22 protein-coding genes and 1 pseudogene are annotated in these 22,215 nt (G+C 62.5%); 5 read left to right on the top strand and 18 right to left on the bottom strand.

Translation table 11 applies throughout. The features are described 5' to 3' along the window. From MPJ51_RS18040 to ruvC, 8 genes and pseudogenes are all read right to left on the bottom strand, one after another. Positions 1-454: pseudogene (locus tag MPJ51_RS18040) on the bottom strand (energy transducer TonB); the annotation flags it as partial. Between the two features lie 9 nt (positions 455-463). After that, complete coding sequence (gene tolR / locus MPJ51_RS18035; RefSeq protein WP_298389527.1) at positions 464-940, bottom strand: protein TolR; 477 nt, start codon at positions 938-940, stop codon at positions 464-466. Positions 941-942: 2 nt separating this feature from the next. Beyond that, positions 943-1,638 (bottom strand): protein TolQ, encoded by a 696-nt coding sequence (gene tolQ / locus MPJ51_RS18030; RefSeq protein WP_298389525.1) that lies wholly within the window; start codon positions 1,636-1,638, stop codon positions 943-945. 106 nt (positions 1,639-1,744) lie between these two features. After that, positions 1,745-2,128, bottom strand: a complete 384-nt coding sequence (ybgC, locus tag MPJ51_RS18025; protein ID WP_298389522.1) for a tol-pal system-associated acyl-CoA thioesterase — start codon at positions 2,126-2,128, stop codon at positions 1,745-1,747. Next, positions 2,125-2,748, bottom strand: coding sequence for a hypothetical protein (locus tag MPJ51_RS18020; protein WP_298389520.1), 624 nt, complete (start codon positions 2,746-2,748; stop codon positions 2,125-2,127). The genes ybgC and MPJ51_RS18020 overlap by 4 nt, the downstream gene beginning before the upstream one ends. Positions 2,749-2,811: 63 nt before the next feature. Next, positions 2,812-3,831, bottom strand: coding sequence for a Holliday junction branch migration DNA helicase RuvB (ruvB, locus tag MPJ51_RS18015; RefSeq protein ID WP_298389518.1), 1,020 nt, complete (start codon positions 3,829-3,831; stop codon positions 2,812-2,814). A gap of 4 nt (positions 3,832-3,835) precedes the next feature. Beyond that, positions 3,836-4,513 carry a Holliday junction branch migration protein RuvA gene (gene ruvA / locus MPJ51_RS18010; protein ID WP_298389516.1) on the bottom strand — a complete coding sequence of 226 codons (678 nt, stop codon included), beginning with the start codon at positions 4,511-4,513 and terminating at the stop codon, positions 3,836-3,838. Next, positions 4,510-5,007 carry a crossover junction endodeoxyribonuclease RuvC gene (gene ruvC / locus MPJ51_RS18005; protein WP_170326920.1) on the bottom strand — a complete coding sequence of 166 codons (498 nt, stop codon included), beginning with the start codon at positions 5,005-5,007 and terminating at the stop codon, positions 4,510-4,512. Before ruvC ends, ruvA begins: the two co-directional genes overlap by 4 nt. Before the next feature lie 332 nt (positions 5,008-5,339). Here ruvC and MPJ51_RS18000 point away from each other — a divergent pair, with 332 nt between their 5' ends. Beyond that, positions 5,340-5,555, top strand: coding sequence for a DUF1127 domain-containing protein (locus MPJ51_RS18000; protein WP_298389509.1), 216 nt, complete (start codon positions 5,340-5,342; stop codon positions 5,553-5,555). Between the two features lie 117 nt (positions 5,556-5,672). Here the strand turns inward: MPJ51_RS18000 and MPJ51_RS17995 are convergent, their stop codons facing one another. The 4 genes from MPJ51_RS17995 to MPJ51_RS17980 form a co-directional block, all read right to left on the bottom strand. Further along, positions 5,673-6,017, bottom strand: coding sequence for a hypothetical protein (locus tag MPJ51_RS17995; protein ID WP_298389507.1), 345 nt, complete (start codon positions 6,015-6,017; stop codon positions 5,673-5,675). 98 nt (positions 6,018-6,115) lie between these two features. Next, on the bottom strand, positions 6,116-6,994 hold the full coding sequence (locus MPJ51_RS17990) for a 50S ribosomal protein L11 methyltransferase (RefSeq protein ID WP_298389505.1): 879 nt from the start codon (positions 6,992-6,994) through the stop codon (positions 6,116-6,118). A gap of 66 nt (positions 6,995-7,060) precedes the next feature. Beyond that, positions 7,061-8,293 carry an MFS transporter gene (locus tag MPJ51_RS17985; protein ID WP_298389503.1) on the bottom strand — a complete coding sequence of 411 codons (1,233 nt, stop codon included), beginning with the start codon at positions 8,291-8,293 and terminating at the stop codon, positions 7,061-7,063. 74 nt (positions 8,294-8,367) lie between these two features. After that, entirely contained in the window at positions 8,368-10,563 is a 2,196-nt protein-coding gene (locus tag MPJ51_RS17980; RefSeq protein ID WP_298389501.1) for a primosomal protein N', read from the bottom strand. An 88-nt stretch (positions 10,564-10,651) separates the two neighbouring features. Between MPJ51_RS17980 and fsa the strand changes: the two genes are divergently transcribed. From fsa to MPJ51_RS17960, 4 genes are all read left to right on the top strand, one after another. Beyond that, on the top strand, positions 10,652-11,305 hold the full coding sequence (gene fsa / locus MPJ51_RS17975) for a fructose-6-phosphate aldolase (RefSeq protein ID WP_170613342.1): 654 nt from the start codon (positions 10,652-10,654) through the stop codon (positions 11,303-11,305). A 198-nt stretch (positions 11,306-11,503) separates the two neighbouring features. Beyond that, complete coding sequence (locus tag MPJ51_RS17970) at positions 11,504-12,211, top strand: DUF484 family protein (RefSeq protein WP_298389496.1); 708 nt, start codon at positions 11,504-11,506, stop codon at positions 12,209-12,211. Further along, positions 12,208-13,128, top strand: a complete 921-nt coding sequence (locus MPJ51_RS17965; protein WP_298389494.1) for a tyrosine recombinase XerC — start codon at positions 12,208-12,210, stop codon at positions 13,126-13,128. The genes MPJ51_RS17970 and MPJ51_RS17965 overlap by 4 nt, the downstream gene beginning before the upstream one ends. A 78-nt stretch (positions 13,129-13,206) precedes the next feature. Continuing rightward, entirely contained in the window at positions 13,207-13,902 is a 696-nt protein-coding gene (locus tag MPJ51_RS17960; RefSeq protein WP_298389492.1) for a CDP-alcohol phosphatidyltransferase family protein, read from the top strand. Between the two features lie 3 nt (positions 13,903-13,905). Here the strand turns inward: MPJ51_RS17960 and MPJ51_RS17955 are convergent, their stop codons facing one another. From MPJ51_RS17955 to MPJ51_RS17930, 6 genes are all read right to left on the bottom strand, one after another. Next, on the bottom strand, positions 13,906-14,373 hold the full coding sequence (locus tag MPJ51_RS17955; RefSeq protein WP_298389490.1) for a hypothetical protein: 468 nt from the start codon (positions 14,371-14,373) through the stop codon (positions 13,906-13,908). Between the two features lie 76 nt (positions 14,374-14,449). After that, positions 14,450-14,908, bottom strand: coding sequence for a methylated-DNA--[protein]-cysteine S-methyltransferase (locus MPJ51_RS17950; protein ID WP_298389488.1), 459 nt, complete (start codon positions 14,906-14,908; stop codon positions 14,450-14,452). Between the two features lie 137 nt (positions 14,909-15,045). After that, on the bottom strand, positions 15,046-18,015 hold the full coding sequence (ileS, locus tag MPJ51_RS17945; RefSeq protein ID WP_298389486.1) for an isoleucine--tRNA ligase: 2,970 nt from the start codon (positions 18,013-18,015) through the stop codon (positions 15,046-15,048). A 164-nt stretch (positions 18,016-18,179) separates the two neighbouring features. Beyond that, complete coding sequence (locus MPJ51_RS17940) at positions 18,180-20,894, bottom strand: DUF2339 domain-containing protein (RefSeq protein WP_298389484.1); 2,715 nt, start codon at positions 20,892-20,894, stop codon at positions 18,180-18,182. A gap of 89 nt (positions 20,895-20,983) precedes the next feature. Next, positions 20,984-21,469: a DUF2269 domain-containing protein gene (locus MPJ51_RS17935; RefSeq protein ID WP_298389482.1), complete on the bottom strand. Its 486-nt coding sequence runs from the start codon at positions 21,467-21,469 to the stop codon at positions 20,984-20,986. Further along, on the bottom strand, positions 21,470-22,215 hold a 746-nt coding region (locus MPJ51_RS17930), incomplete at its 5' end, for a DoxX-like family protein (RefSeq protein ID WP_298389480.1).

Raw genomic sequence — 22,215 nt, 5'->3', positions numbered from 1 at the left:
GCGCGACCGGCTCGGGCGCAACCCGCTCCACATCGCGCGGCTGCGCTTCGGGGCCTGGGGGTAAGGGCAGCGCCACATCATCAGGCTCGGGCTGGTCCAGCGTCGGGGGTTCTTCTACCAATTCGGGCTCGGGCGGCACTTCGACCGCGACGGGCTCGACCTCGGGCTCGGGTTCCGTTGGCGGCGTGGGTTCCGGGGTCGGTTGCACCTCTTCCACGGGCTGCGGGGCGTTGGCTTCCTCTTCCGGCGCAGGCGGTTGTTGCTGCTCTTCGGGCGGCGTCGGCACCTGCGGCGCGTTGCGCTGCGCGGTCAATGCCGCGAATTCCTCAGCCGAAATCACCGAGACATCCTGCACAGCCATCGGCAAGGGTTCGGACCGGAACGTCCCCCCAAACAGCGCCCAGCCGATCAGGCCGACATGCGCAACCGCCGAAATCTTGGTGCCGGTATCCACCGCGCAACCTCACCCTTCACCATCGTCCAGCGTCGGCCCGCCGGTATCGGTCACCAGACCCACATTGGAAAATCCACCCGCGTTCAGCGCGCCCATCACTTGCATGACCTGAGCGTACGGGATCGCCCCATCAGCCCGCAGGAACACGCGGTCACTGCTCCGCTCTGCCGCGATAGCGCGCAGTTTGCCAATCAACTCTTCGCGCAACACATCCGTGGTCTGAATCTGAACCCGCCCATCGGCGGTCAGCGTTACGGTTAACGGTTCCTCATTGTCACCCGGCAAGGCGCTGGCCGCGGTCTTGGGCAGATCGACCGGCACACCAACCGTCAGCAGAGGAGCGGCCACCATGAAGATGATCAGCAACACCAGCATGACATCGACAAAGGGCGTCACGTTGATCTCAGCCATCGGCTGCGCCCGTCCGCGCCGACGCCCGCGTCTGCGCCCGTTGTCACCCGAAGATTGCTGAACCGCCGCGCCCATCGTCAGCTGTCCAACTGGCGCGACAGGATGGTGGCGAATTCATCGGCAAAGGCCTCATACCCGCCGACAATGCGGTCACTATCCGCGCTAAGCTTGTTGTAGAAAATCACCGCCGGGATCGCGGCCAGCAGACCCAGACCTGTGGCCAACAGCGCCTCGGCAATACCGGGTGCGACAACGGCCAGATTGGTGTTCTGCTGTTCGGCAATCTCGATAAACGCATTCATGATGCCCCAAACGGTGCCGAACAGGCCGATAAACGGCGCGGTCGAACCCACAGTGGCCAAAATCGGCAGACCCTTTTGCAATCCTTCGGCCTCTTTCGCGATGGCCACATCCATCGACCGGTCAATCCGCGCCGTCGCCCCGGCAATCAGCCCGCCATCGGTGCGGTGTGAGCGGCGCCATTCGATCATGCCAGACGCAAAAATCTTCTCGGAACTGCCGTCGGGCTGGGTGCCGATCTGTTCGAACAACTCGTCCAGAGGGTTACCGGACCAGAAGCTCTCATCAAACACCTGCGCTTCACGCCGGGCCGCGCGGTAGTTGATCAGCTTTTGGATGATAATCGCCCAGGACCAGAACGACGCGACCACAAGGATCAGCATCACGATCTTGACGATAAATGTCGCGCGGGCAAACAGCCCCCACATGGAGAAATCGATCTCCTGCGCCAGCGCCAGCGTTTCAGCTTCCATGAACCTGCTCTTTGTTAGTGCCTGACGGCCATTTGGCCTTGTTTTGCCAAACGCTAACGCAGTTGGGGCTGAAAAGCCAACAGAACCACCCCGGCCGTGCAATTTGTTACAGCAATGCGCGAATCTCTGCCGGAAGGCGCACCGGCTTACCCTGATCGTTCATGCAAACGGCGGTGACCTCGGCGCGAAACACCTCGGTCTCGCCACGCTTGACCAGTTGCGACATGGTCAGACGCGCGCCAGAGACCGCAACAACGTCGGTCTCAATCGTCAATTCGTCGTCGAACCTGGCCGCCGACAGATAATCAGCCTCGATCCGGCGCACGACCCAGACGATCCCGGCATCGCGCATGGCGTTCTGATCATTGCCCAGCTTGCGCACCCAATCCGACCGCGCCCGTTCGATGAATTTGAGGTAATTGGCGTGGTAAACCACCCCGCCCATATCGGTGTCCTCATAATAGACGCGCACGGAATACCGGTGAGTCACTGCGGCGGCTCCAATCTGGCAAACAGCCGCAGCGCGTGCGAGGGGTCCTCAGCCGCGCCCGGCAAAACCGGATCGTAGGCCGCGCGGATCAGCGCGGCAATATCGGGGCGCAGGATCGTCGCGCCCCCGGCCACCGCCAGCGGCGATTGGCTGCGGAACGCGGTGTCTGACCACAGCAGCACGGTCTGTACTACCTGGCTCAGCGCCAGTGTCTCGGCTGGGATTTTCGACAGTTCCGCATCCATCTTCAGAAACACGAATCCGGCGCGGATGGCACCGTCTTCCTCGAACCGGAAAATGCGGTACTGGTTGGCCTTGGCCGCAACCAGCCGATCCACCAAAGGCGAAAGGTCCGGGATCAGTCGATCGAGATCGGGCACTTCGAGCAATTCCTGCCAGTCGCGGAAAAAGAAGACCATGCAGTTGGCACCCAATTCCGGGTCAGTCTCGGCCATCTTGTGCCCGGCCAGTGTCACAACCGCCTCGAACGCGCCCTTGACGATGGCCAGCGTCTCATCCTCGACCCCAAAAACAATGGGCACAATGGGCCGTCCCCAGCGCGCGAACAGAAACTCTCCGCTTTCCCGCGTAAACAGCGCCTCGATTTCTTCCGGTGTCACGCCCAGCCCTTCATCTTTTCAAAAATACTCCCGCCGGAGGCATAAAATCTCTGACACGCCGCTTCAACCAAACAGATCGTTCTGTCCCTTGGGTGCAGCCATCCCCAAATGCGTCCACGCCTTCTGCGCCAGCATCCGCCCGCGCGGCGTGCGCTGGATCAGACCCTGCTGCAACAGATAAGGCTCGATCACCTCTTCTAGTGAATCCCGGCTTTCCGACAAGGCGGCTGAGAGCGTTTCGATCCCCACCGGCCCGCCACCATAGTTCTCGGCCACCAGCTTCAGATACCGCCGGTCCGCCCCATCCAGACCCAGATTATCAACGCCCAGCCGGGTCAACGCGCCATCCGCCAGTTCACGCGTGATCCGCCCGTCGCCTTCGACAATGGCAAAATCCACCACCCGACGCAGCAGCCGTCCCGCGATCCGGGGCGTGCCGCGCGACCGCCGCGCAATCTCGCGCGCGCCATCGGTATCGGCGGGCGCGCCGAGCTTGCGGGCGTTGCGGGTGACGATCTCGTGCAACTCATCGACCGTATAGAACTGCAACCGGGTCGGAATGCCGAACCGGTCGCGCAGCGGTGTGGTCAGCAGGCCCATTCGCGTTGTGGCTCCGACCAACGTAAAGGGCTGCAGTTCAATCCGCACTGTCCGCGCGGCAGGGCCTTCGCCGATCACCAGATCCAGCTCGAAATCCTCCATTGCGGGATAGAGCACCTCTTCGACCGCCGGATTCAGCCGGTGAATTTCGTCGATAAACAGCACGTCGCGCGATTCCAGATTGGTCAGGATCGCCGCAAGATCCCCCGCCTTGGCCAGCACCGGCCCCGAGGTCATGCGGAAATTCACCCCCAACTCTCGCGCCATGATCTGCGCCAGTGTCGTCTTGCCCAACCCCGGAGGGCCATGGAACAGCGTGTGATCCATCGCCTCACCCCGTTGCCGGGCCGACTGGATGAAAATGCGAAGATTGGCGCGCGCCTCGGCCTGACCGATGAATTCGTCCAAGCCCTGCGGTCGCAGGGCGCGGTCATTATCCTCGGGCATCGGCTCGGGGCGCAGGGTGGGGTCGGCGTCTACCATTCATTCACCCTTTCGGGGCCAGCAGTTTCAGGGCAGCGCGGATCAATTCAGCCTCACCGGCATCCGGCAGGCTGGCCGCGGCTTCAGCCACGGCCTGCGCGGCCTCGGACGGCCCATAGCCCAGATTGGACAGCGCCGACAATGCCCCTGCCGAGTCCGCCGCCGACCCCGAGGCCGGTTTCACCGCCCGTTTAGGCACCGGCGCAGGCTCCGCCAGTTCAACCACGTCCAGATCGGGCCCATCCATCGCCTCGGTCACCGTGCCGCCCATGGCCATCACACCCGGCGCCTTGTCCTTCAAATCCAGCACGATCCGCTGCGCCGTTTTCGGCCCCACACCCTTGGCCGCCTTGACCGAGGCCCAATCCCCCAGCGCAATCGCCCGGCTGACCCCGTCCGGTCCCAGCGCACTAAGGATCGCCAGCGACACCTTGGCCCCGACGCCCTGCACCGAACACAGCAGGCGGTGCCACTCCTTCTCGACCAGCGACAGGAAGCCGTAAAGCTGCATCAGATCCTCGCGCACCACCATGTCGGTGTAGATCGAGACCGCCTCACCCACCCCCGGCAGCGCCGCCATGGTCCGGTCCGAGCAATAGACGATATACCCCACGCCGCGCACGTCGATCAGCACATGATCCGCCGCGCGATAATCCAGCCGTCCCGTCAGTTTGCCGATCATGCCCGCACCTCTTTCATCCGCGCCTGAGGCGCAGCACCGTAATAGGAATGACAGATGGCAATGGCCAGCGCATCCGCCGCATCTGCCCCTTTGGGCTGACAGCCCGGCAATTGCAGTTTCACCATATGCAGGACCTGCTCTTTCTCGGCATGGCCCACACCCACAACCGTTTTCTTGACCCGGTTGGGCGCGTATTCCCCCACCGGCAGCCCGGCCTGCGCCAGGGTCAGCAACGCCACCCCCCGCGCCTGACCCAGTTTCAATGTCCCGGCCCCGTCCTTGTTGACAAAGGTCTGTTCGATGGCTGCCTGATCGGGCTGATGTTCAGCTATGACTTCGACGATCTGGTTGTGCAGGGACAGCAGACGCTCACCCAGATCATCCCCGTCGGACTTGCATAAACCGTTGGCAACATGGCTCAGACGGCTGCCATGCGATTCGATGACGCCCCATCCCAGGGTCCGTAGACCCGGGTCAATGCCCAAAATCCGCATGTTTTGCCTCGGCCTGCTCGGGTTTTTGTGAACTTTCTTTCGGATTAGCACGAAGCGTGAACATTTTCCAAGCGAATTGGCGCGAAGTCTGAAAACGACACAAGTATCCCCACGCCGACAAACCGGCCGGTTTGCGACAGCAAATGGTTCGAAATCGACCGGATTGTGAAGGGATTTTAACCAATAAATTAAGGGGGTTTCAGCAAATTCGAGCATTGCAAAAAACGCATAGGACACATGCATTTTTTATTCTTGTACGGGGCAATTGGCGAAATTAGATGCCGCTTCGATCACAAGATCAGAGTTTAACGCAAACCAGAAGGAAACAGGATATGGCTGCACTGGATACCACCCGCATCGCCTCCACTGGCTCGTTCGGCCTCGTTGGCCGTATCGGCGCAACATTCGCAGCGGCGTTCAACGCAATCGCTGAATGGAACGACGCCCGCGTCACCCGCGATGCGCTGAGCCGTCTGAGCAATCGCGAACTGGAAGATATCGGCCTGTGCCGTGGCGACATCGACGTTGTCGCCGAAGGCCGCCACTAAGGTCACCAGACCACCACTCACACGCCCCTTTCCTCCTCCCTGAGGGGCAAAAAAGACACCGCGCGCCACATGGCACGCGGTGTTTTTTTGTCCCAACAGCGATCAGGCGACGTGGGTTCAGTACCAGATATTGCTGAGCTGAACCGACAGAAACTGCGACACCGGGTCGACCTGCATGATCCAGGCCCCCGCCTGTTCAACAGGCGTGCCCGCATTCAGGCTTTCGACGCGATCCTGATAGGTCGCCGCCCCGAGATGGAACAGCAAAAACGCCTTGAATGCGAAAAAACCGAGCAGGGTCAGCATCAGCACCCGCGCCGGAACGCCCGAGCGCACCCGCTGTGGTTTCATCACCACCAGCCCGTCTGACCGCATGGTCGCGCGGTAGCCGCGGTTCAGTTTCTCGTGTTTCTTGGTCAGACGCGTGACGCGCTGTCCGAATTCCAGTTGTTTTCCAGTCATGGCAGCCTCCGAAAACCGCCCCCCGATTGCATCCAGTAAAGCTAGAAACAGAATGCGACAAAAACGTGGCGAGAATCCAGAAAACTCCTGTAAATGGCCTAATTCCCGCCCTGTTTGGTTAAAATTAGCGTCGTCCACTCACCAATTTCGTCCCGTTTTGCCAGATTGAACGCGTTTTGGGAATAAACGGACAGCACGTCATCGGCCTGTTCATTGAGGATTCCAGATAGAATCGCCTGCCCTCCGGGACGCAGATTGGCCGATATTTCGGGTGCCAAAGCAACCAGAGGGCCCTTCAGGATATTGGCAAAAATTAAGTCATAAGGCGCATGGGACTGCAGGTCGGGATGATCGAAACCAGCGGCCTCGACGCAATGCACGGCACCTGCCATGCCATTTGCCTTCAGGTTGGCCTCGGCCACGTCGACGGCCACCTGATCGATGTCGCTGGCGATGATATCGCCGTCCCAGACCCGGGCAGCAGCCATTGCCAGAACGGCGGTGCCACAGCCGATATCCACCACTTTCCCGGCCGAGAACCCCTGTTCCAGCAGCCAGTCCAGCGCCTTGAGGCAACCCAGCGTCGTGCCGTGGTGCCCGGTGCCAAAGGCCATCGCGGCCTCGATCAGCAGCGGGATGCGTCCCTCGGGCAGTTTGTCGGCGTCGTGACTGCCATAGACAAAGAACCGCCCGGCCTCGACCGGGGCCAGTTCGCGGCGGACATGGGCGACCCAGTCGGTTTCTGGCAGTTCCGAGACCACAAAGGGCTTCGCCCCGAAGGCCGCCGCCAGCACCGCCAGCGCGGTCTCATCGGGGGTTTCGGTGAAGTATCCGCCAACCTCCCACAGGCCCGAGCCATCCTCGACCTCGAACACGCCCACGCCTGTGGGTTCGGGGTCCAGACGCTCCATCGCTTCGCCCAGGCCTTCGGCGGCGGGTTTGCCGGTCAGGGTGGTCAGCGCGGTGAATGTGGGCATGGGGGCCTCCTGTTTCGATTGAAACAGCGCCTAGGGGCAAGGGCCGCCAAGGTCAAGCGTAGGTGCTTATTCGGCGGGTGCAGGGGCGTATTTTGACAGAATGGTCTCATTGCCTGGCTCAGGATGGCGCGGGATCAGCAGCGACAGGGCCAGCGAGATCATCGCCATCAGCGCCGCCAGACCAAAGACCGCGCCGGGCGAGATGACCCAGAGCAGGCCCAAAAGAGCAGGCAGGAACACAGCCGCGATATGGTTGATGGTAAAGGCCACCGCTGCGGTCGGTGCGATATCCGCCGGGTCCGCGATTTTCTGGAAATAGGTCTTCAGCGCCAGCGCCAGTGCAAACAGCACATGGTCGATCACATAAAGGATCGCCGCCAGCAGCACGCCCCAGCCGAACCAGTAAATCCCGCCATAAGCCGCGAAGACGATAGCGAGGCCGGTATATTCAAAGATCAGCGTTCGGCGCTCGCCAAACCGTGCCACGGCCTTGCCCAGCAGCGGGGCGGCCATCATGTTGATCATCAGGTTGATCAGGTAGAGACTGGTTAGTTCATGCACTTCAAAGCCGAATTTCTCGACCATCATGAAACCGGCAAAGACGATGAAAATCTGCCGCCGCGCGCCTGCCATGAATTGCAGCGCATAATACAGCCAGTAGCGGCGGCGCAGGATCAACCTCTTGGTCTGAGGTGTGGGTGCCTCAAACTGCGGATAGGCGAGCAGACAGAACAGCGCCAGCAGCGCGGTCACCCCGCCTGCGGCCATGAACACCGTGTTGTAAGACAGATCAAACCGATCCCAGGTCAGCACGATCAGCCCGTAAACCACCGCCGTCGCCGCCGAGCCCATGGCCACCAGCCATCCCAGCACCTGCGGTGCGCGATCCTTGGGCAGCCATTGCAATTGCAGCGACTGGTTGACCGTCTCGTAATAGTGAAACCCGATCGAGCTGAACAAGGTCACGAACAGCAATCCGCCAAGGCTGGGGAACCACGCCGTCACCGCCGTGGCCACGCCCAGCATCATCAGCGAAATCATCGCCAGTACCTGCTCGCGGATGAAGATGATCACCGCGATCACGCCAACGGCCAGAAAGCCCGGTATCTCGCGCACCGTGTGCAGCAGGCCGATATCCGCCCCGTCGAAATTCGCGGCCTCGATGACGAAATTGTTCAACAGCGCGCTCCACGCGTTGAACGCGATGGGCATGGTCAGCGCCATCACGAACAGAAGCGTCATGGGGCGACACCAGAACGGCAGGCTCTGCGCCTCGGCAAGCGGCATGGGTTTCAGCATGCGACTCCTCTACGCCCATTTTCCCCCCTTGGCGAGGGGGCATGGCGGCACAGAGGCTCTGCGCCTGCGCAGGGTCAGTAAAAACTCTGCGGGTCGATATCCACGGTCAGGCGAATGTCGCCTTTCAGGCGCAAGGGCGCGATCCAGCGGGCGATGGCATCCTGAATGGGCGCGCCTTTGGGGGCCTTAACCAGCAGGCGCACCCGATGCCGCCCCCGGATGCGGGCAATCGGCGCCGGGGCCGGGCCGAAGACCTGCGCATCGATCTGGCGCAGGGGGGCATCGTTGCGGGCCATCGCGTTGCCGATGTCGAAAACCGGCCCGACCTCGGGGCCTGACAGCACGATCCCGGCCATGCGGCCATAGGGGGGCACGCCTGCGGCCTGACGGCCCGCGGCTTCGGCCTTCCAGAACCCTTCCTCATCCCCTGACAGGATCGCCCGGATCACTGGATGTTCGGGCTGAAAGGTCTGCAACAGCGCCTGACCCGGCTTGTCGGCCCGCCCTGCACGCCCCGCGACCTGCCGCATCAGTTGAAACGTCCGCTCTGCCGCGCGCAGGTCCGCGCCATGCAGGCTGAGATCGGCGTCAATTACCCCCACCAGTGTCAGTTTCGGAAAGTTGTGCCCCTTGGCCACCAGTTGCGTGCCGATGACAATATCCGCGTCGCCTTCGGCGATCTCTTCGATCTTCGCCTTCAATGCCCGGGCCGAGCCGAACAGGTCGGAACTGAGCATCGCGATCTTTGCTTCGGGAAAGGTCGCCTCGGCCTCCTCCGCCAGCCGTTCGATCCCCGGCCCGACCGGGGCCAGCTTGCCTTCAACCCCGCAAGAGGGGCAGGTTTCGGGCATCGGTTTGGTCTCGCCACACTGGTGGCACATCAGACGCTTGAGGAACCGGTGCTCCACCATCCGCGCATCACAATGGTCACAGGCGATCTGTTCGCCGCAGGCCCGGCACAGGGTTACCGGCGCATAGCCGCGACGGTTGATGAACAGCAGCGATTGCTCGCCCTTCTCAATCCGCTGTCGCACCGCCTGCCGCAGGGACGGGGAAATCCACGTCCCCGGCTGCATCTGCTCGGCCCGCATGTCGATGGGCTTCATCTCGGGTAGCACGGCCGCGCCGAACCGCGCAGTCAGGTCCAGCCGCTCATACTTGCCCGCCTCGGCATTGGCCCAGCTTTCCAGCGACGGGGTCGCGCTGGCCAGCACTACCCGCGCGCCACAAATGGCCGACCGCAGCACCGCCATGTCGCGGGCACTGTAATGCACACCGTCTTCCTGTTTGTACGAGGTGTCATGTTCCTCATCGACCACCACAAGCCCGAGGTCGCGGAACGGCAGAAACAAGGCCGACCGCGCGCCCACCACCAGTTGCGCATCACCCTGTCCAACCATGCGCCAGACCCGGCGGCGTTCCGTCATGGTCGCGCCCGAATGCCACTCGGCGGGCCGCGCGCCAAACCGCGCCTCGACCCGGGTCAGGAATTCGGCGGTCAGCGCGATCTCAGGCAACAGCACCAAGGCCTGCCGCCCCATCCGCAGGGTTTCGGCCACCGCTTCCAGATACACTTCGGTCTTACCCGAGCCCGTCACACCCTTCAGCAAGGTCGTACCGTAATCCCCGGTCCTGATCCCCTGCTGTAATCTGTCAACCGCCGCCGTCTGATCCTCGGTCAACTCCTTCCCCGGCAAATCCGGGTCCAGATGCGGGTAAGGCAGATCGCGCGGGCTGTCTTCCTCGCGCACCGCACCCTGCTTGACCAGCCCCTTGACGACCGAGGATGTCACCCCCGCCTGCTCGGCCAGTTCCTTCAACGTAAAAGCTAGCCCGCCAAAGTCGCGCAGCACCTCCAGCACGCGGGTGCGGGCATCGGTCATCCGATCCGGCACGCCATCCCCAAGGCGGTAAATCTTGCGCATTGATGGCGGATCGCCCAGCCCCGGCGCGCGGGTCGCCAGACGTAGCATCGCGGGCATCGGCGTCAGCGTGTAATCGGCCACCTTGCCCAGAAACACCCGCATCTCTTCCCGCATCGGCGCGACCTCAAGCACCCGGATCACAGATCGCGCCTTGGCCAGATCGAACCCGCCCTGCCCCGGCCCCCAGACCACGCCCAACACCTTGCGCGGGCCCAGCGGTACCTCGACAAACGCCCCCAGAAAACACCCACCTTCGGGCGCTTTGTAGTCCAGCGTCCGGTCTAGCGGTTGTGCGGTCAACACCGCTACCAGCTCACCTTGGTCGAAATACTCTTGGGCGTTCAACGCATATCCTTTGCAGGGGGTTTCAGCATGCCTCTCTTTGGGGTAAAGCCATCCGCGACCAAGGCCAACCCATCAAAGGACTGCCCGCATGAAATTCTTCGTAGACACAGCCGAGATCGACGCCATCGCCGAACTGAACGATCTGGGCATGGTGGACGGCGTCACCACCAACCCCTCGCTGATCCTGAAATCGGGCCGCGACATTCTGGAAGTCACCAAAGAGATCTGCGATCTGGTCGACGGCCCCGTCTCGGCCGAGGTGGTCGCGACCGAGGCCGACGACATGATCGCCGAAGGCCGCAAGCTGGCCAAGATCGCCCCCAATATCGCTGTGAAAGTGCCGCTGACATGGGCCGGTCTGAAAACCTGCAAAACGCTGACCGACGAAGGCCAGATGGTCAACGTGACCCTCTGCTTCTCGACCAATCAGGCTATTCTGGCCGCCAAAGCGGGCGCAACCTTCATCTCGCCCTTCATCGGGCGTCTGGACGACATCAACCTCGACGGCATGGACCTGATCGCCGATATCCGTCAGGTCTATGACAATTACGGGTTCGAAACCGAAATCCTCGCCGCCTCGATCCGCACTGTGAACCACGTCACCGACAGCGCCCGCATCGGTGCCGACGTGATCACCGCCCCGCCCGCCGTGATCAAGAAACTGGCCGATCACCCGCTGACCGACAAGGGCCTTGAAACCTTCCTGGCCGACTGGGCCAAAACAGGTCAGAAAATCCTCTGATCCTTTGCACAACCGCGCGGTGCCGTCAGGCACCGCGCCCGGCCCAACTGGAAAAACCTGATCTCTGATCAGGGTTTTGCAGGCGGGAGCCCTCCTTGCCACAATCCCCAGGGAAAACCACCAAAACCCGCATTTTTCCCAAGGCATTTTGACCAAGCCATGCTATAAGCCCGCCAAAACAAAAATACCGGACGGGACATGAGCAGCAATCCGAAACTCAAGGACAATCTCCGCGCCGCGATTCTGGCTGAACCGGACGCCGTGCTGGATGACAAGGACCTGATGCAGGCGCTGGTGGCCGCAAATGAACACGCGCGGGGCAGCAACATCATCGACCTGCGCGGCATCGCCATGCAGCGGCTCGAAGATCGGCTGGACCGGCTTGAGGACACTCACCGTTCGGTCATCGCCGCCGCCTACGAAAACCTCGCCGGGACAAATCAGGTCCACCGCGCCATCCTGCGCCTGCTGGAACCGATGGAGTTCGAGGATTTCCTGCGCACCCTCGGTCAGGACGTGGCCGAGATCCTGCGGGTCGATCACATCACTCTGGTTCTGGAAACCACTGCCGGTCAGAACGATCCCGCTGTCGCCCGTCTGGGCGGCGTGCTTCGGATTGTCGAACCCGGCTTCATCGACCGCTACCTAACCCGCGACCGCACCGCGCCCCTGCGTGAGATTACCCTGCGCGAAATCCTCCATCCCGATCCCCGGATCTATGGCGAACACACCACCCCTCTGCGGTCCGAGGCTTGCCTGAAACTGGATTTCGGCCCGGGCCGCCTGCCCGGAATGATCGTCATGGGCGCCAAGGACCCGCGTCATTTCACACCGCAGCTGGGCACCGATCTTCTGGCCTTCTTCGCTGGCGTCTTCGAACGCTCGATGCGCCACTGGCTGTCGTGAGCCTGATCTCCCCTGCCTGCCGCGATGCCTTGCAGCATTGGCTGGACAGTCTGGGGGCGCTGGCGGGCCGGTCCGAGAACACCAAAAACGCCTATCGTGGCGACGTGACCGAGTTCCTCTCGTTCATGACCCTGCATCACAGCGCCCGTCAGGGTTTGGCCGCGTTGGAGCGGATCACCGTCGCCGACATGCGCGCCTGGATGGCGGACCAGCGTAATTCGGACGTGGGCGCGCGGTCACTGGCGCGCAAGCTTTCGGCGGTGAAAACCTTCTACCGCTGGCTGGCCGAGCGTGAGGGGTTCGAGCCCACAGCCGTGCTGTCCACTCGCGCCCCAAAATTCACCAAGAAACTGCCCCGCCCGCTGGCGCAAGACGCCGCCCGCGCCATGATCGACACGGTCGAACTGCAATCCACCTCGGACTGGGTCGCCGCCCGGGATGTCGCCGTCGTCACCCTGCTATACGGCTGCGGGTTGCGCATATCCGAGGCGCTGTCCCTGAAAGGCACCGACGCCCCCCTGCCCGAGGCGCTGCGCATTCTCGGCAAGGGCGACAAGGAACGCATCGTCCCGGTCCTCCCCGCCGCGCGCTCGGCAGTAGACCGCTATCTGCGCCTCTGCCCGCATCCGCAAAGCCCGGGCGCCCCCTTGTTTCGCGGCGTCCGCGGCGGCGCACTGAACCCGCGCGCCATTCAGGGCGTGATGGCCAAGGCGCGCATGCAACTTGGTCTGCCCGCAACCGCCACACCCCACGCCATGCGCCACAGCTTTGCCACCCACCTGCTGTCCGCAGGCGGCGACTTGCGCGCGATACAGGAACTGCTGGGTCACGCCTCGCTGTCCACCACCCAGACCTACACCGCCGTGGATACAGCGCGGCTGATGGAGGTCTACAACCGCGCGCATCCAAAGGCGTGACAATCGGCCAAAAGACAAACAGACGCCGGAATGGCTTTTTGCTTTGCATCTGGCCCACGCATCGTACATGACACCCGCATGACACTCAGATTCAAAGCGCTCTCCGTTCATCTCTTCACCGCCACCGGCGCGGTGTTTGCGATGCTGGCCATGCTGGCCGCCGTCGAGGAAAAATGGAGCCTCATGTATCTCTGGCTGGTGGTCTCGTTCATCGTGGACGGCATCGACGGCCCTCTGGCGCGGCACTATCACGTCAAGAAAAACGCGCCCGAATTTGACGGCGTGCTGCTGGATCTGATCATCGACTACCTGACTTACGTGTTCATCCCGGCCTTTGCGCTGTTCAAATCCGGGCTGATGGACGGTTGGACCGGCTGGTTCGCCATCATCGTCATCACCTTCGCCAGCGCGATGTATTTCGCCGACACGCGCATGAAGACCAAGGACAATTCATTCTCGGGCTTTCCCGGCTGCTGGAACATGTTCGTGGTGGTGATCTTCGCGCTAGAGCCCAATTTCTGGGTCATCCTGACGCTGGTCACACTGCTGGCTGCGGCCATGTTCGTGCCGCTGAAATTCATCCACCCGGTACGCACCCAGCGCTGGCGCACCCTGTCCCTGCCCATGGCCCTGGCCTGGACCTTCTTTGCGGGCTGGGCCGCCTGGGTCGATTTTCACCCCGAAAGCTGGGCCCATTGGGGGCTGGTTGTGACCAGCCTGTATCTCGTCTCGGCCGGGATCGCGCAGCAGATCATCCCCGCGCGCAAGGCGTGACAGTCACAGGACCTCCTGCACCTCGAACTCGGTCCCGTTATGGGTGAACACATCGCCCTCTTGCAGGCCAACCATGGCCAGATAGATCGGGCTCTGGGTCGAGATCCCCATATAGGTCTGGCCATCCACGTCGAACCGCGTCGTTGACACGCAGACAATGAACCGCCGATTGTTGAACCTGATGACCGCGCCGGGCTGCACCGTATCGGTGACACTGAAATCAGTGTTCTCGATCACATCGATCTTGGCATGATGCGCCTGCACCGGGGCGTCAAACGCCGCCGCCAGATCCGCATTCTCGCGCGAGGCTGCAATGTCGTCCTTGTCATGCCCTTCCCGCCCGTCCAGCTGGGAATCCCGCAAAAACGCATCGTAATGCGCCTGCGCGGTCGCCAGTTCCTGCTCTTCCAGAGACATCAGGCGATCCACGATGATTTTCTTGCGCGCAGCAGCATCAGTCTGGCCGATCATTGCATCCAGTCCTTCAAATTCACCTTATAATATAAGTTGGAGGCCACATGCCCGGAATGCAACAGAAAACCCGTTTTCAGATCAACAGACCCGCCGCCCCCTCATGCCGCAACAGGGCAACCTTGGTTTCCACGCCACCCGCACCGGAGAACCCGACCATCCGGCCATTGGCACCCAGAACCCGGTGACAGGGGATGATGATCGGGATCGGATTGCCGCCGCACCCGCCCCCGATGGCCTGCGCGGAATAGCCCAGCTCTTTCGCCAATTCGCCATAGGTTCGGGTCTCACCAAACGGGATGGCAAACATCGCATCGCACACCCGACGCTGAAACTCGGACCCGTTGATCCGATAGGGCAGATCAAACTGCTGCAATCGCCCCTCATCATAGGCCCGCAACTGCGCCGCCGCCTCACGTTGCAGGGGTGTATCCGGATCACATTCCACATCGCCCCAGACAAGGGCGGTGATAGCCTCGCCGTCTTCCACAATTCCCAACCGTCCGAAACGGGTCTCTGTCGCAATTCTGCCCATGCCACGCATGCTGACAGACGGGCCGCCCAACAGGCAACCCGTTTCATGACCAACCGACCCTTCTTCTGTTCACAAATACCTCGGAGCGCGAGGCAGAGCCTCGCAAAAAGCCCCGCGCCCCGCGATCCGATCAGATATCAGCCCAGCGCCGCGTCACAACGTCCGCAAACGCCCGCGTTCGAATGACGGCCCACATCCGGCAGGATCTTCCAGCAGCGCTGACATTTCGCACCTTCGGCCTTTTCGAACACTACACCGACGCCCTCGATCTCGGGCACGCGGAACGCCTCGGCGGGGGCCGGGTCGCCTGATACCGTCAGACCCGAGGTGATGCACATGTCATCCACATCGAAGGTCGCCAGCAGGTCGCGCGTTTCACCATCTTCCACATGCACAATCGGCGCGGCCTCAAGGCTCGACCCGATCACCTTGTCTTGCCGCTGGATTTCCAGCGCGGCGGTCACGGCGCGGCGGACGCGGCGGACCTTGGCCATGCTGGCTTCCAGCTGCTCATGTCGCCAGTAGGCGGGTGTGTCCGGGAAGTCCACCAGATGGACCGAGCTGTCATCGCCCGGGAACCGCTCCAGCCAGACCTCTTCCATGGTGAAAACCAGAACCGGGGCCAGCCATGTGGTCAGACGGTGGAACAGGATATCCAGCACAGTGCGCGCGGCGCGGCGGCGTGTGCTGTCGCCATCGCAATACAGAACGTCCTTGCGCACGTCGAAATAGAAGGAGGACAGATCAACCGTGGCAAAGGTGAACACCGCGCTGAACACGCCCTGAAAATCGAACTCGGCATAGCCTTTACGCACCTGTTCATCCAGCTCGGCCAGACGGCTCAGCACCCAGCGTTCCAGACGCGGCATCTCGGCGGGGTCGATGCGGTCGGCCTCTGTGAAATCGGCCAGCGAGCCCAGCATGAACCGCATCGTGTTGCGCAGGCGGCGATAGCTGTCGGCGGTGCCTTTCAGAATCTCCGGCCCGATCCGCTGGTCGGCGGTATAGTCGGTCTGAGCCACCCACAGGCGCAGGATATCGGCGCCGTATTGTTTGACGACTTCTTCCGGCACGATGGTGTTGCCCAGCGATTTGGACATCTTGTTGCCCTTGGCATCCAGCGTAAAGCCGTGCGTCACCACGTTGCGATAGGGCGCGCGGCCTTTGGTACCGCAAGCCTGCAGCATCGAGGAATGGAACCACCCGCGGTGCTGATCGGTGCCTTCCATGTAGACGTCGGCAATGCCGTCCTCGGTCCCGTCCTCACGGTCGCGCAGCACAAAAGCGTGGGTCGAGCCCGAGTCGAACCACACGTCCAGCACGTCAAACACCTGATCATAGTCATCGGGGTTGGCTATGCCGTTGAGGATCTTCTCTTTGAACCCATCGGTGTACCAGACATCCGCGCCATCCTTCTCGAACGCCGCCTTGATGCGGGTGTTGAGTTCCGGGTTGCGCAGCAGGTAATCCGCGTCGGTGGGCAGAGCGCCCTTCTTGGTAAAGCAGGTCAGTGGCACGCCCCAGGCGCGCTGGCGGGACAGAACCCAGTCCGGGCGCGCTTCGATCATCGAAAACAGACGATTGCGACCGGTCTGCGGCGTCCACTTCACCAGCTCGTCGATTGAGCGCAGGGCACGTTCGCGGATGGTGTCGCCCATCTCTCCCATGCCATCGTCCAGCTTGCGGTCAACCGAGGCAAACCATTGCGGCGTATTGCGGTAGATGATCGGAGCTTTCGAGCGCCACGAATGCGGATAGCTGTGCTTGATCTTGCCACGCGCCAGCAGCCCGCCGACCTCGGCCAGCTTGTCGATGACCGCCTTATTGGCGTCACCCTCACCACCCTTGCGGGACAGGATGTACTTGCCGCCAAAGAACGGCAGATCGGCGCGGAATGAGCCATCGTCCATCACGTTATAGGTTATGACTTGCTCCAGCATGCCCAGATCACGATAGAGCTCGAATTCCTCCATCCCGTGCGACGGGGCACAGTGGACAAAGCCAGTGCCTTCGGTATCGGTCACAAACTCGGCGGCGCGGAAGTCGCGGATGTCGTCCCATTCGCCTTCGCCACCCTCGGCACCGGCGAGCGGGTGGGTCAGTTGGACATTCTCCAACTCATCGGTGGTCACATCGCGAAGGCGGGTCCACTGATCATCGTTCAGACGGGCGCGACCCAGCACGTCAGCGGCCAGATTGTCGGCAAGAAGGAACTTGTCACCCACGTTGGCCCAGCATTCGTCCGGCACACCGGTAACTTCGTAGAGGCCATACGAGATGTCCTTACCGTACACGACTGCCTTGTTCGACGGCATGGTCCACGGAGTCGTCGTCCAGATCACCACGTAGGCACCTTCTAGGTCCTGTGCCTTGGACCAAGCTTCCGAGTTGAAATTGCTTTCACCAGATTGCACTGGCACCGCGACATCGGGCTTCGGTACGACCTTAAACTTCACCCAAATCGTGAAGCTTTCCTTGTCGTGATACTCCACCTCGGCCTCGGCCAGAGCGGTTTTCTCGATGGGCGACCACATCACAGGCTTGGACCCCTGATAGAGCGTGCCGTTCATCAGGAACTTCATGAACTCATCGGCGATCACAGCCTCGGCGTGATAGTCCATGGTGATATAAGGATCGACCCAGTTGCCGGTGATGCCCAGACGCTTGAACTCTTCACGCTGGATGTCGATCCAGCCCTCGGCGAACTTGCGGCATTCCTGACGGAAATCGACGACGTTCACCTCGTCCTTGTTCTTGCCCTTCTTGCGGTATTGCTCTTCGATCTTCCACTCGATGGGCAGGCCGTGGCAGTCCCAGCCGGGCACGTAGCGCGAGTCGAAGCCCATCATCTGATGCGACCGCACGATCATGTCTTTGATGGTCTTGTTCAGCGCGTGACCGATATGCAGGTGACCGTTTGCGTAGGGGGGGCCGTCATGCAGGGTAAAGGGCGCACGACCCTGTTTCTCGCGCAGGCGGTCATATACGCCGATCTTCTCCCAGCGCTCCAGCCATGCGGGCTCGCGTTTGGGCAGGCCCGCGCGCATGGGGAAGTCGGTTTTGGGCAGGTTCAGCGTGTCTTTGTAGTCAGGTGTTTCGGCGCACATTTGGGGCGTCCTCAGGATGATCTGGTCGTGTGTGGATCGAAGCGGTCGGTGCGAGGTCTCAAACACCTTTGCCCGGCGTCTCGTGGTATCAGAGCGCCGGGGATATAATTCGAATAATGATGGCCAGCCGGTCAAGCATGGCCGCGCTTATAGGACGCCCGCCCTCAATGGTCCAGAGGTTCCGGGTCCTGCGGCGAATGGCGCAGCTTGGCCCAGCGGTTGAGCCATGCAAGACCCGCCAACCCCAGCCCCAAAGCCAGCAGCGAAAAGACCCGGATCAGCCCGCCAAGACCGGCAATATCGATCAGGAACACCTTGGCCACGGCCAGCCCAATCACCGCCAGCCCCGCCTTGCGCATCAGGTCCGAGCCGCGCGCCAGCGACTGGTAGAACAGCACCGCCCCGATCAGCAACAAGGTCATCGTATAGGTGTAAAGCTCGGGCTGGGTGACGCCGTTTTCCCAATACATGCCCGCCGCGCCCTGCCAGAAATGGCGGATCGTCAGGCCCAGCCAGACCGCGGCCAACGCGCCCGCCAGCCCATAGCTGGCACGGTCCAGCCACAGCGGCACCGCCCGGATGCGCCAGGCCGAGAACCCGATGGCAAGGGCAGGCAGCAGATAGGCCACGGCCAGCGTGTTCACGATCGGCGGCCCCAATACGGGGTCGGAGAATTGGTTCGCCAGCGGGTTTTGCTCGGCCAGCGACTCGGCCAGCCGGAACAGGCCGTGCGCGGCGAAAAATGCCGCCAACAGATAGCGAATATAATTCAGTTTGCCGCCCAGTGCGAACCGCTGAACCTGAGCATAGGCCAGCAGCAGCCAGATAACTGCCAGCAGCCCCAGCCCCCAGTGGCTGCTATAGGCACCGCCATCGCCAAACCCTTCAAGCCAGCGCAAAAGAAGCAGAGACAGCAGGATACCGCCCGTTGCCCACGCGGCACTTTCCAGCAACAGCAAGGCCAGCGGGCGGGTCAGCGGGCGCAGCAATATCCATGCGGTCAGGAAACCCGCGACGGCTGCGCCATAGACCAAAGTCATCTCGCCCACCGGCGCGGTGTTGGCCCAATCGAGCCCCGGGTTCAGGACAAGACGCACTGTGACGGTGAGAACTCCGGCCCAGATGAACCAGCTCATCGGTGGCAAGGTGAATTTGCGGTCCAGCGCGGCGGCGATGACGACGGTCACCACAAGCGCGATGGTCAGCGCGGCAGAGCTGAGAACGATCACGCAGGCAAAGGCCAGACAGGACAGGGCCGACAACGTCGCCAAAGCCGGGCGCATGCGATTGTCGCCGTCCACGCGCGCGAACCGTTCGGCCAGCACCACCATCAACGCGCCCAGTGCAATTGCGTGCAACGCCCAGGGATAGGCCCCGATCACCTGCGCCGGTTGCCATCCAATTTCCAACGCAATCGCCATTGCAGGGGCAAACACAGCCGCAGCCCCGGCCCAGACAGCCGCATACCCCCCGCCCCGGTTCGAGCGCCACGCGGCAAGCAGGGTCACCAGCGCGCCCAACGCGACCAGCACGGTCACCACCATGGGATAGTCGGCCTCGGCCGTTTCGGCATAGGTGTCGGTGAAGGTGCGCCAGACGGTGCCCCTGGCGACGCCGTGCGAAAAGACTGACCAGAGAAGGCCCACCGCTGGGAAAATCGCCACATCCTGCAAGGCCCGCGCGTCCATGGCCCACAGGATCAGGGCCAGCGGAAGGACGGTGAACAGCGCGATGGTCAACCAGAACTCGCCCGAGGAATCAGCCCAGTGCAGGGACAGGATCACCGAACTGGTCAGCACCGATCCAAAGGCCAGCCGGGTCGGAAACTCGGGCCACGGGCTGCCCTTTCTACGCCGGACCAGTTCCAGCACCATCGGGCCCTCGTGATCGGGCCACAGCCGCCGGGCCGGGATAGCAATGGCAATCAGCGCCAGCGCCGTGGCAAAGGTCAGATAGGCGGGCTCGGTCAGCGGAGAGGACAGCACCAGCAGCAGCGCGACCACGTAGGCTCCGATCAGGGTCAGCACGGATATCCATGCCCACCGCCGCACGGTGTCGATGCCCAGCCCCAGCACCGCGATGACAAAGAAATAGCCATACAGCCACGAGGGATCCTGAGACGATCCCCCGACCAGAAACGGCGCGGCGAAAGCGCCGATCAGGCCAACCGCCGCCAGCAGCGGACCATGGAACCAGCCCAGCACCAAACCGACCAGTGCGATGGTAATCATCCCGGCCAAGGCCGCCTCGGGGCCGATCAGGTCATAAAGCTGCCGTGCGGCCAGAACGCCGCCGAACAGGGTCACCAGACCGGCACCGGAAAAGACCGAGGGCAGATAGGCCGTGGCCGAAGCCTCATGATCACCAAAACGGCGCCGCACGACCTCACCTGCTGCGATCAGCACGATGCCAAAGCCAAGCGCGGCCAGAACGCGCGCGGAGGGCGGCAACAGGCCGTTTTCCGCACCGTATTGAACCAGAAACACCCCTGCCAGTGCCAGTGACACAGCCGAAACCGCATAAAACCAGTTTTCCCGCAGCCATGCACCCAAGGCAGAGAGCCGGTCTTCGCGAAAGACGATGGCTCCGGTAGGTTCCGGGGGGGTCTGCAGGGGTTCCGGTTGGGGTTGGGGCGTGTCCTCGGGTTTTGGCGCAGACCATGGCGCGGGTTTGGGGCGGTCTTCGACAGCCTTGGGAATTGGCGCGGGCTTGGGCGGTTGGTCGGGCAAAGGCCCCTCAGCATCTGCCGAAAGCACCTTGATCTGACGTTCCAGTTGCATGACCCGCTTGCGCAGGCGTGATTGCCCGACCATCAGGACGATGATCGAAACCGGGATGGCCAGAACGATCAGGCCAACAAGGACAAGCAAGGATTCCAACCGAACCTCCATGGGGTATCAGTCTGAATGTATCGGGGGAGCGTGGCGGGTAATAGTCTGGAAACCCGGAATGAATTGTTGTGTTGCCGCTAGGGGCCAAACAGCGCGATGTCGGGGCGGGCGAGCATCAGCCAGATGATCGCAAGCACGGCGGCAAAGGCGGGAAAGCCGCAGGCGAACCAGATGCGGAACAGGCGGTGATACTGCGCGGGCAGTGCCTGATCGCCCTCTGCCGCCTGTTGCGCAAGGCGGCGCAAACGGGCCTGTATCCAGACCACCGGCAGCCAGAACAGACCCGTCAGGACGTAGAGCATCAGGGACAGCGCGATCCAGCCTTCGCTCAGGCTCCACCCCAGTTGCCAGGCCAGCAGCGCCCCGGTGATCGGTTGCGCAATGACGGCGGTGGTGGTGAACAGCAGGTCGGCCAGCACCACGATCCCGGCGGTGTGGGCGATGAGGCGCGCGTTGCCGGTGCGATGGGCCATCAGCATGAAGAAGGCGATGCCCGCGCCGGTGCCCAGCAAGACACAAGCCCCGATCACATGTAACCAGCGCAGGATCAGGTCCCATTCCATTTAGCGTGTCTCCAGCAATGTGCGGGCGAATAGCGGCAGAAGCAGCGCGGGCAGGATCTTGACCAGTGGCCCCAACGGATCAGCCCACAGCATCGGGACAGTGAACGTTGCGGCGATCAGGTAGAACAGCGCCACCCCGGCCTGCGCCAGACAGACCCGCGCCGCCCATGGTCGCCACAACAGGCCGAGGCCAAGGGCGATATCGACGAATGACCAGAACAGGACGCTGGTTTTGGCCCAACCCATGGACCAGCCCACACGGGTCAGAACCTCGGCGGCTTGGGTCAGGCTGATCAGACCCAACAGGCCGGACATCACCCAGAACAGGCTGAGGATGGCAATGGTCACGGGCATCAGCAGGCTCATCCGCGCCGACAGGCGATGGGAAGGGCCGCAGGTCAGCCCGTCGTAAATCTGCCGCAACGACGCGATGGGTCGCCCCGAGGCCGCGCGGTAGGGGGCCGGGTCGCCAGTCACGCCCTCTTCCATCACTGTCATCGCCGTGCTGCGCAGCGGGGATCGCCACCCGGCGCGGCCCAACAGATCAGCGCCGGAAGCGACCGCTTTGGTCAGCACCCGCGGCACCGTCAGGACAAAACGCGCCGCCCGAAACCCCAACCAGCGGCGGGTTTCCGAAACCACCTCGCGCAACGGATGCGCGGTGTCCTCGACCAGATCGTAGCTGCTCGGTGGAAGCTCAGACCGGGCCGCCTGAAGGACGGCCTGACACAGATCATCCATGCCCA

Origin of the sequence: Ruegeria sp., from assembly GCF_028066395.1 — a bacterium.
GTDB lineage: Bacteria > Pseudomonadota > Alphaproteobacteria > Rhodobacterales > Rhodobacteraceae > Ruegeria.
The sequence above is the reverse complement of the archived record's forward strand: the minus strand, read 5'-3'. Positions and strand labels throughout refer to the sequence as shown.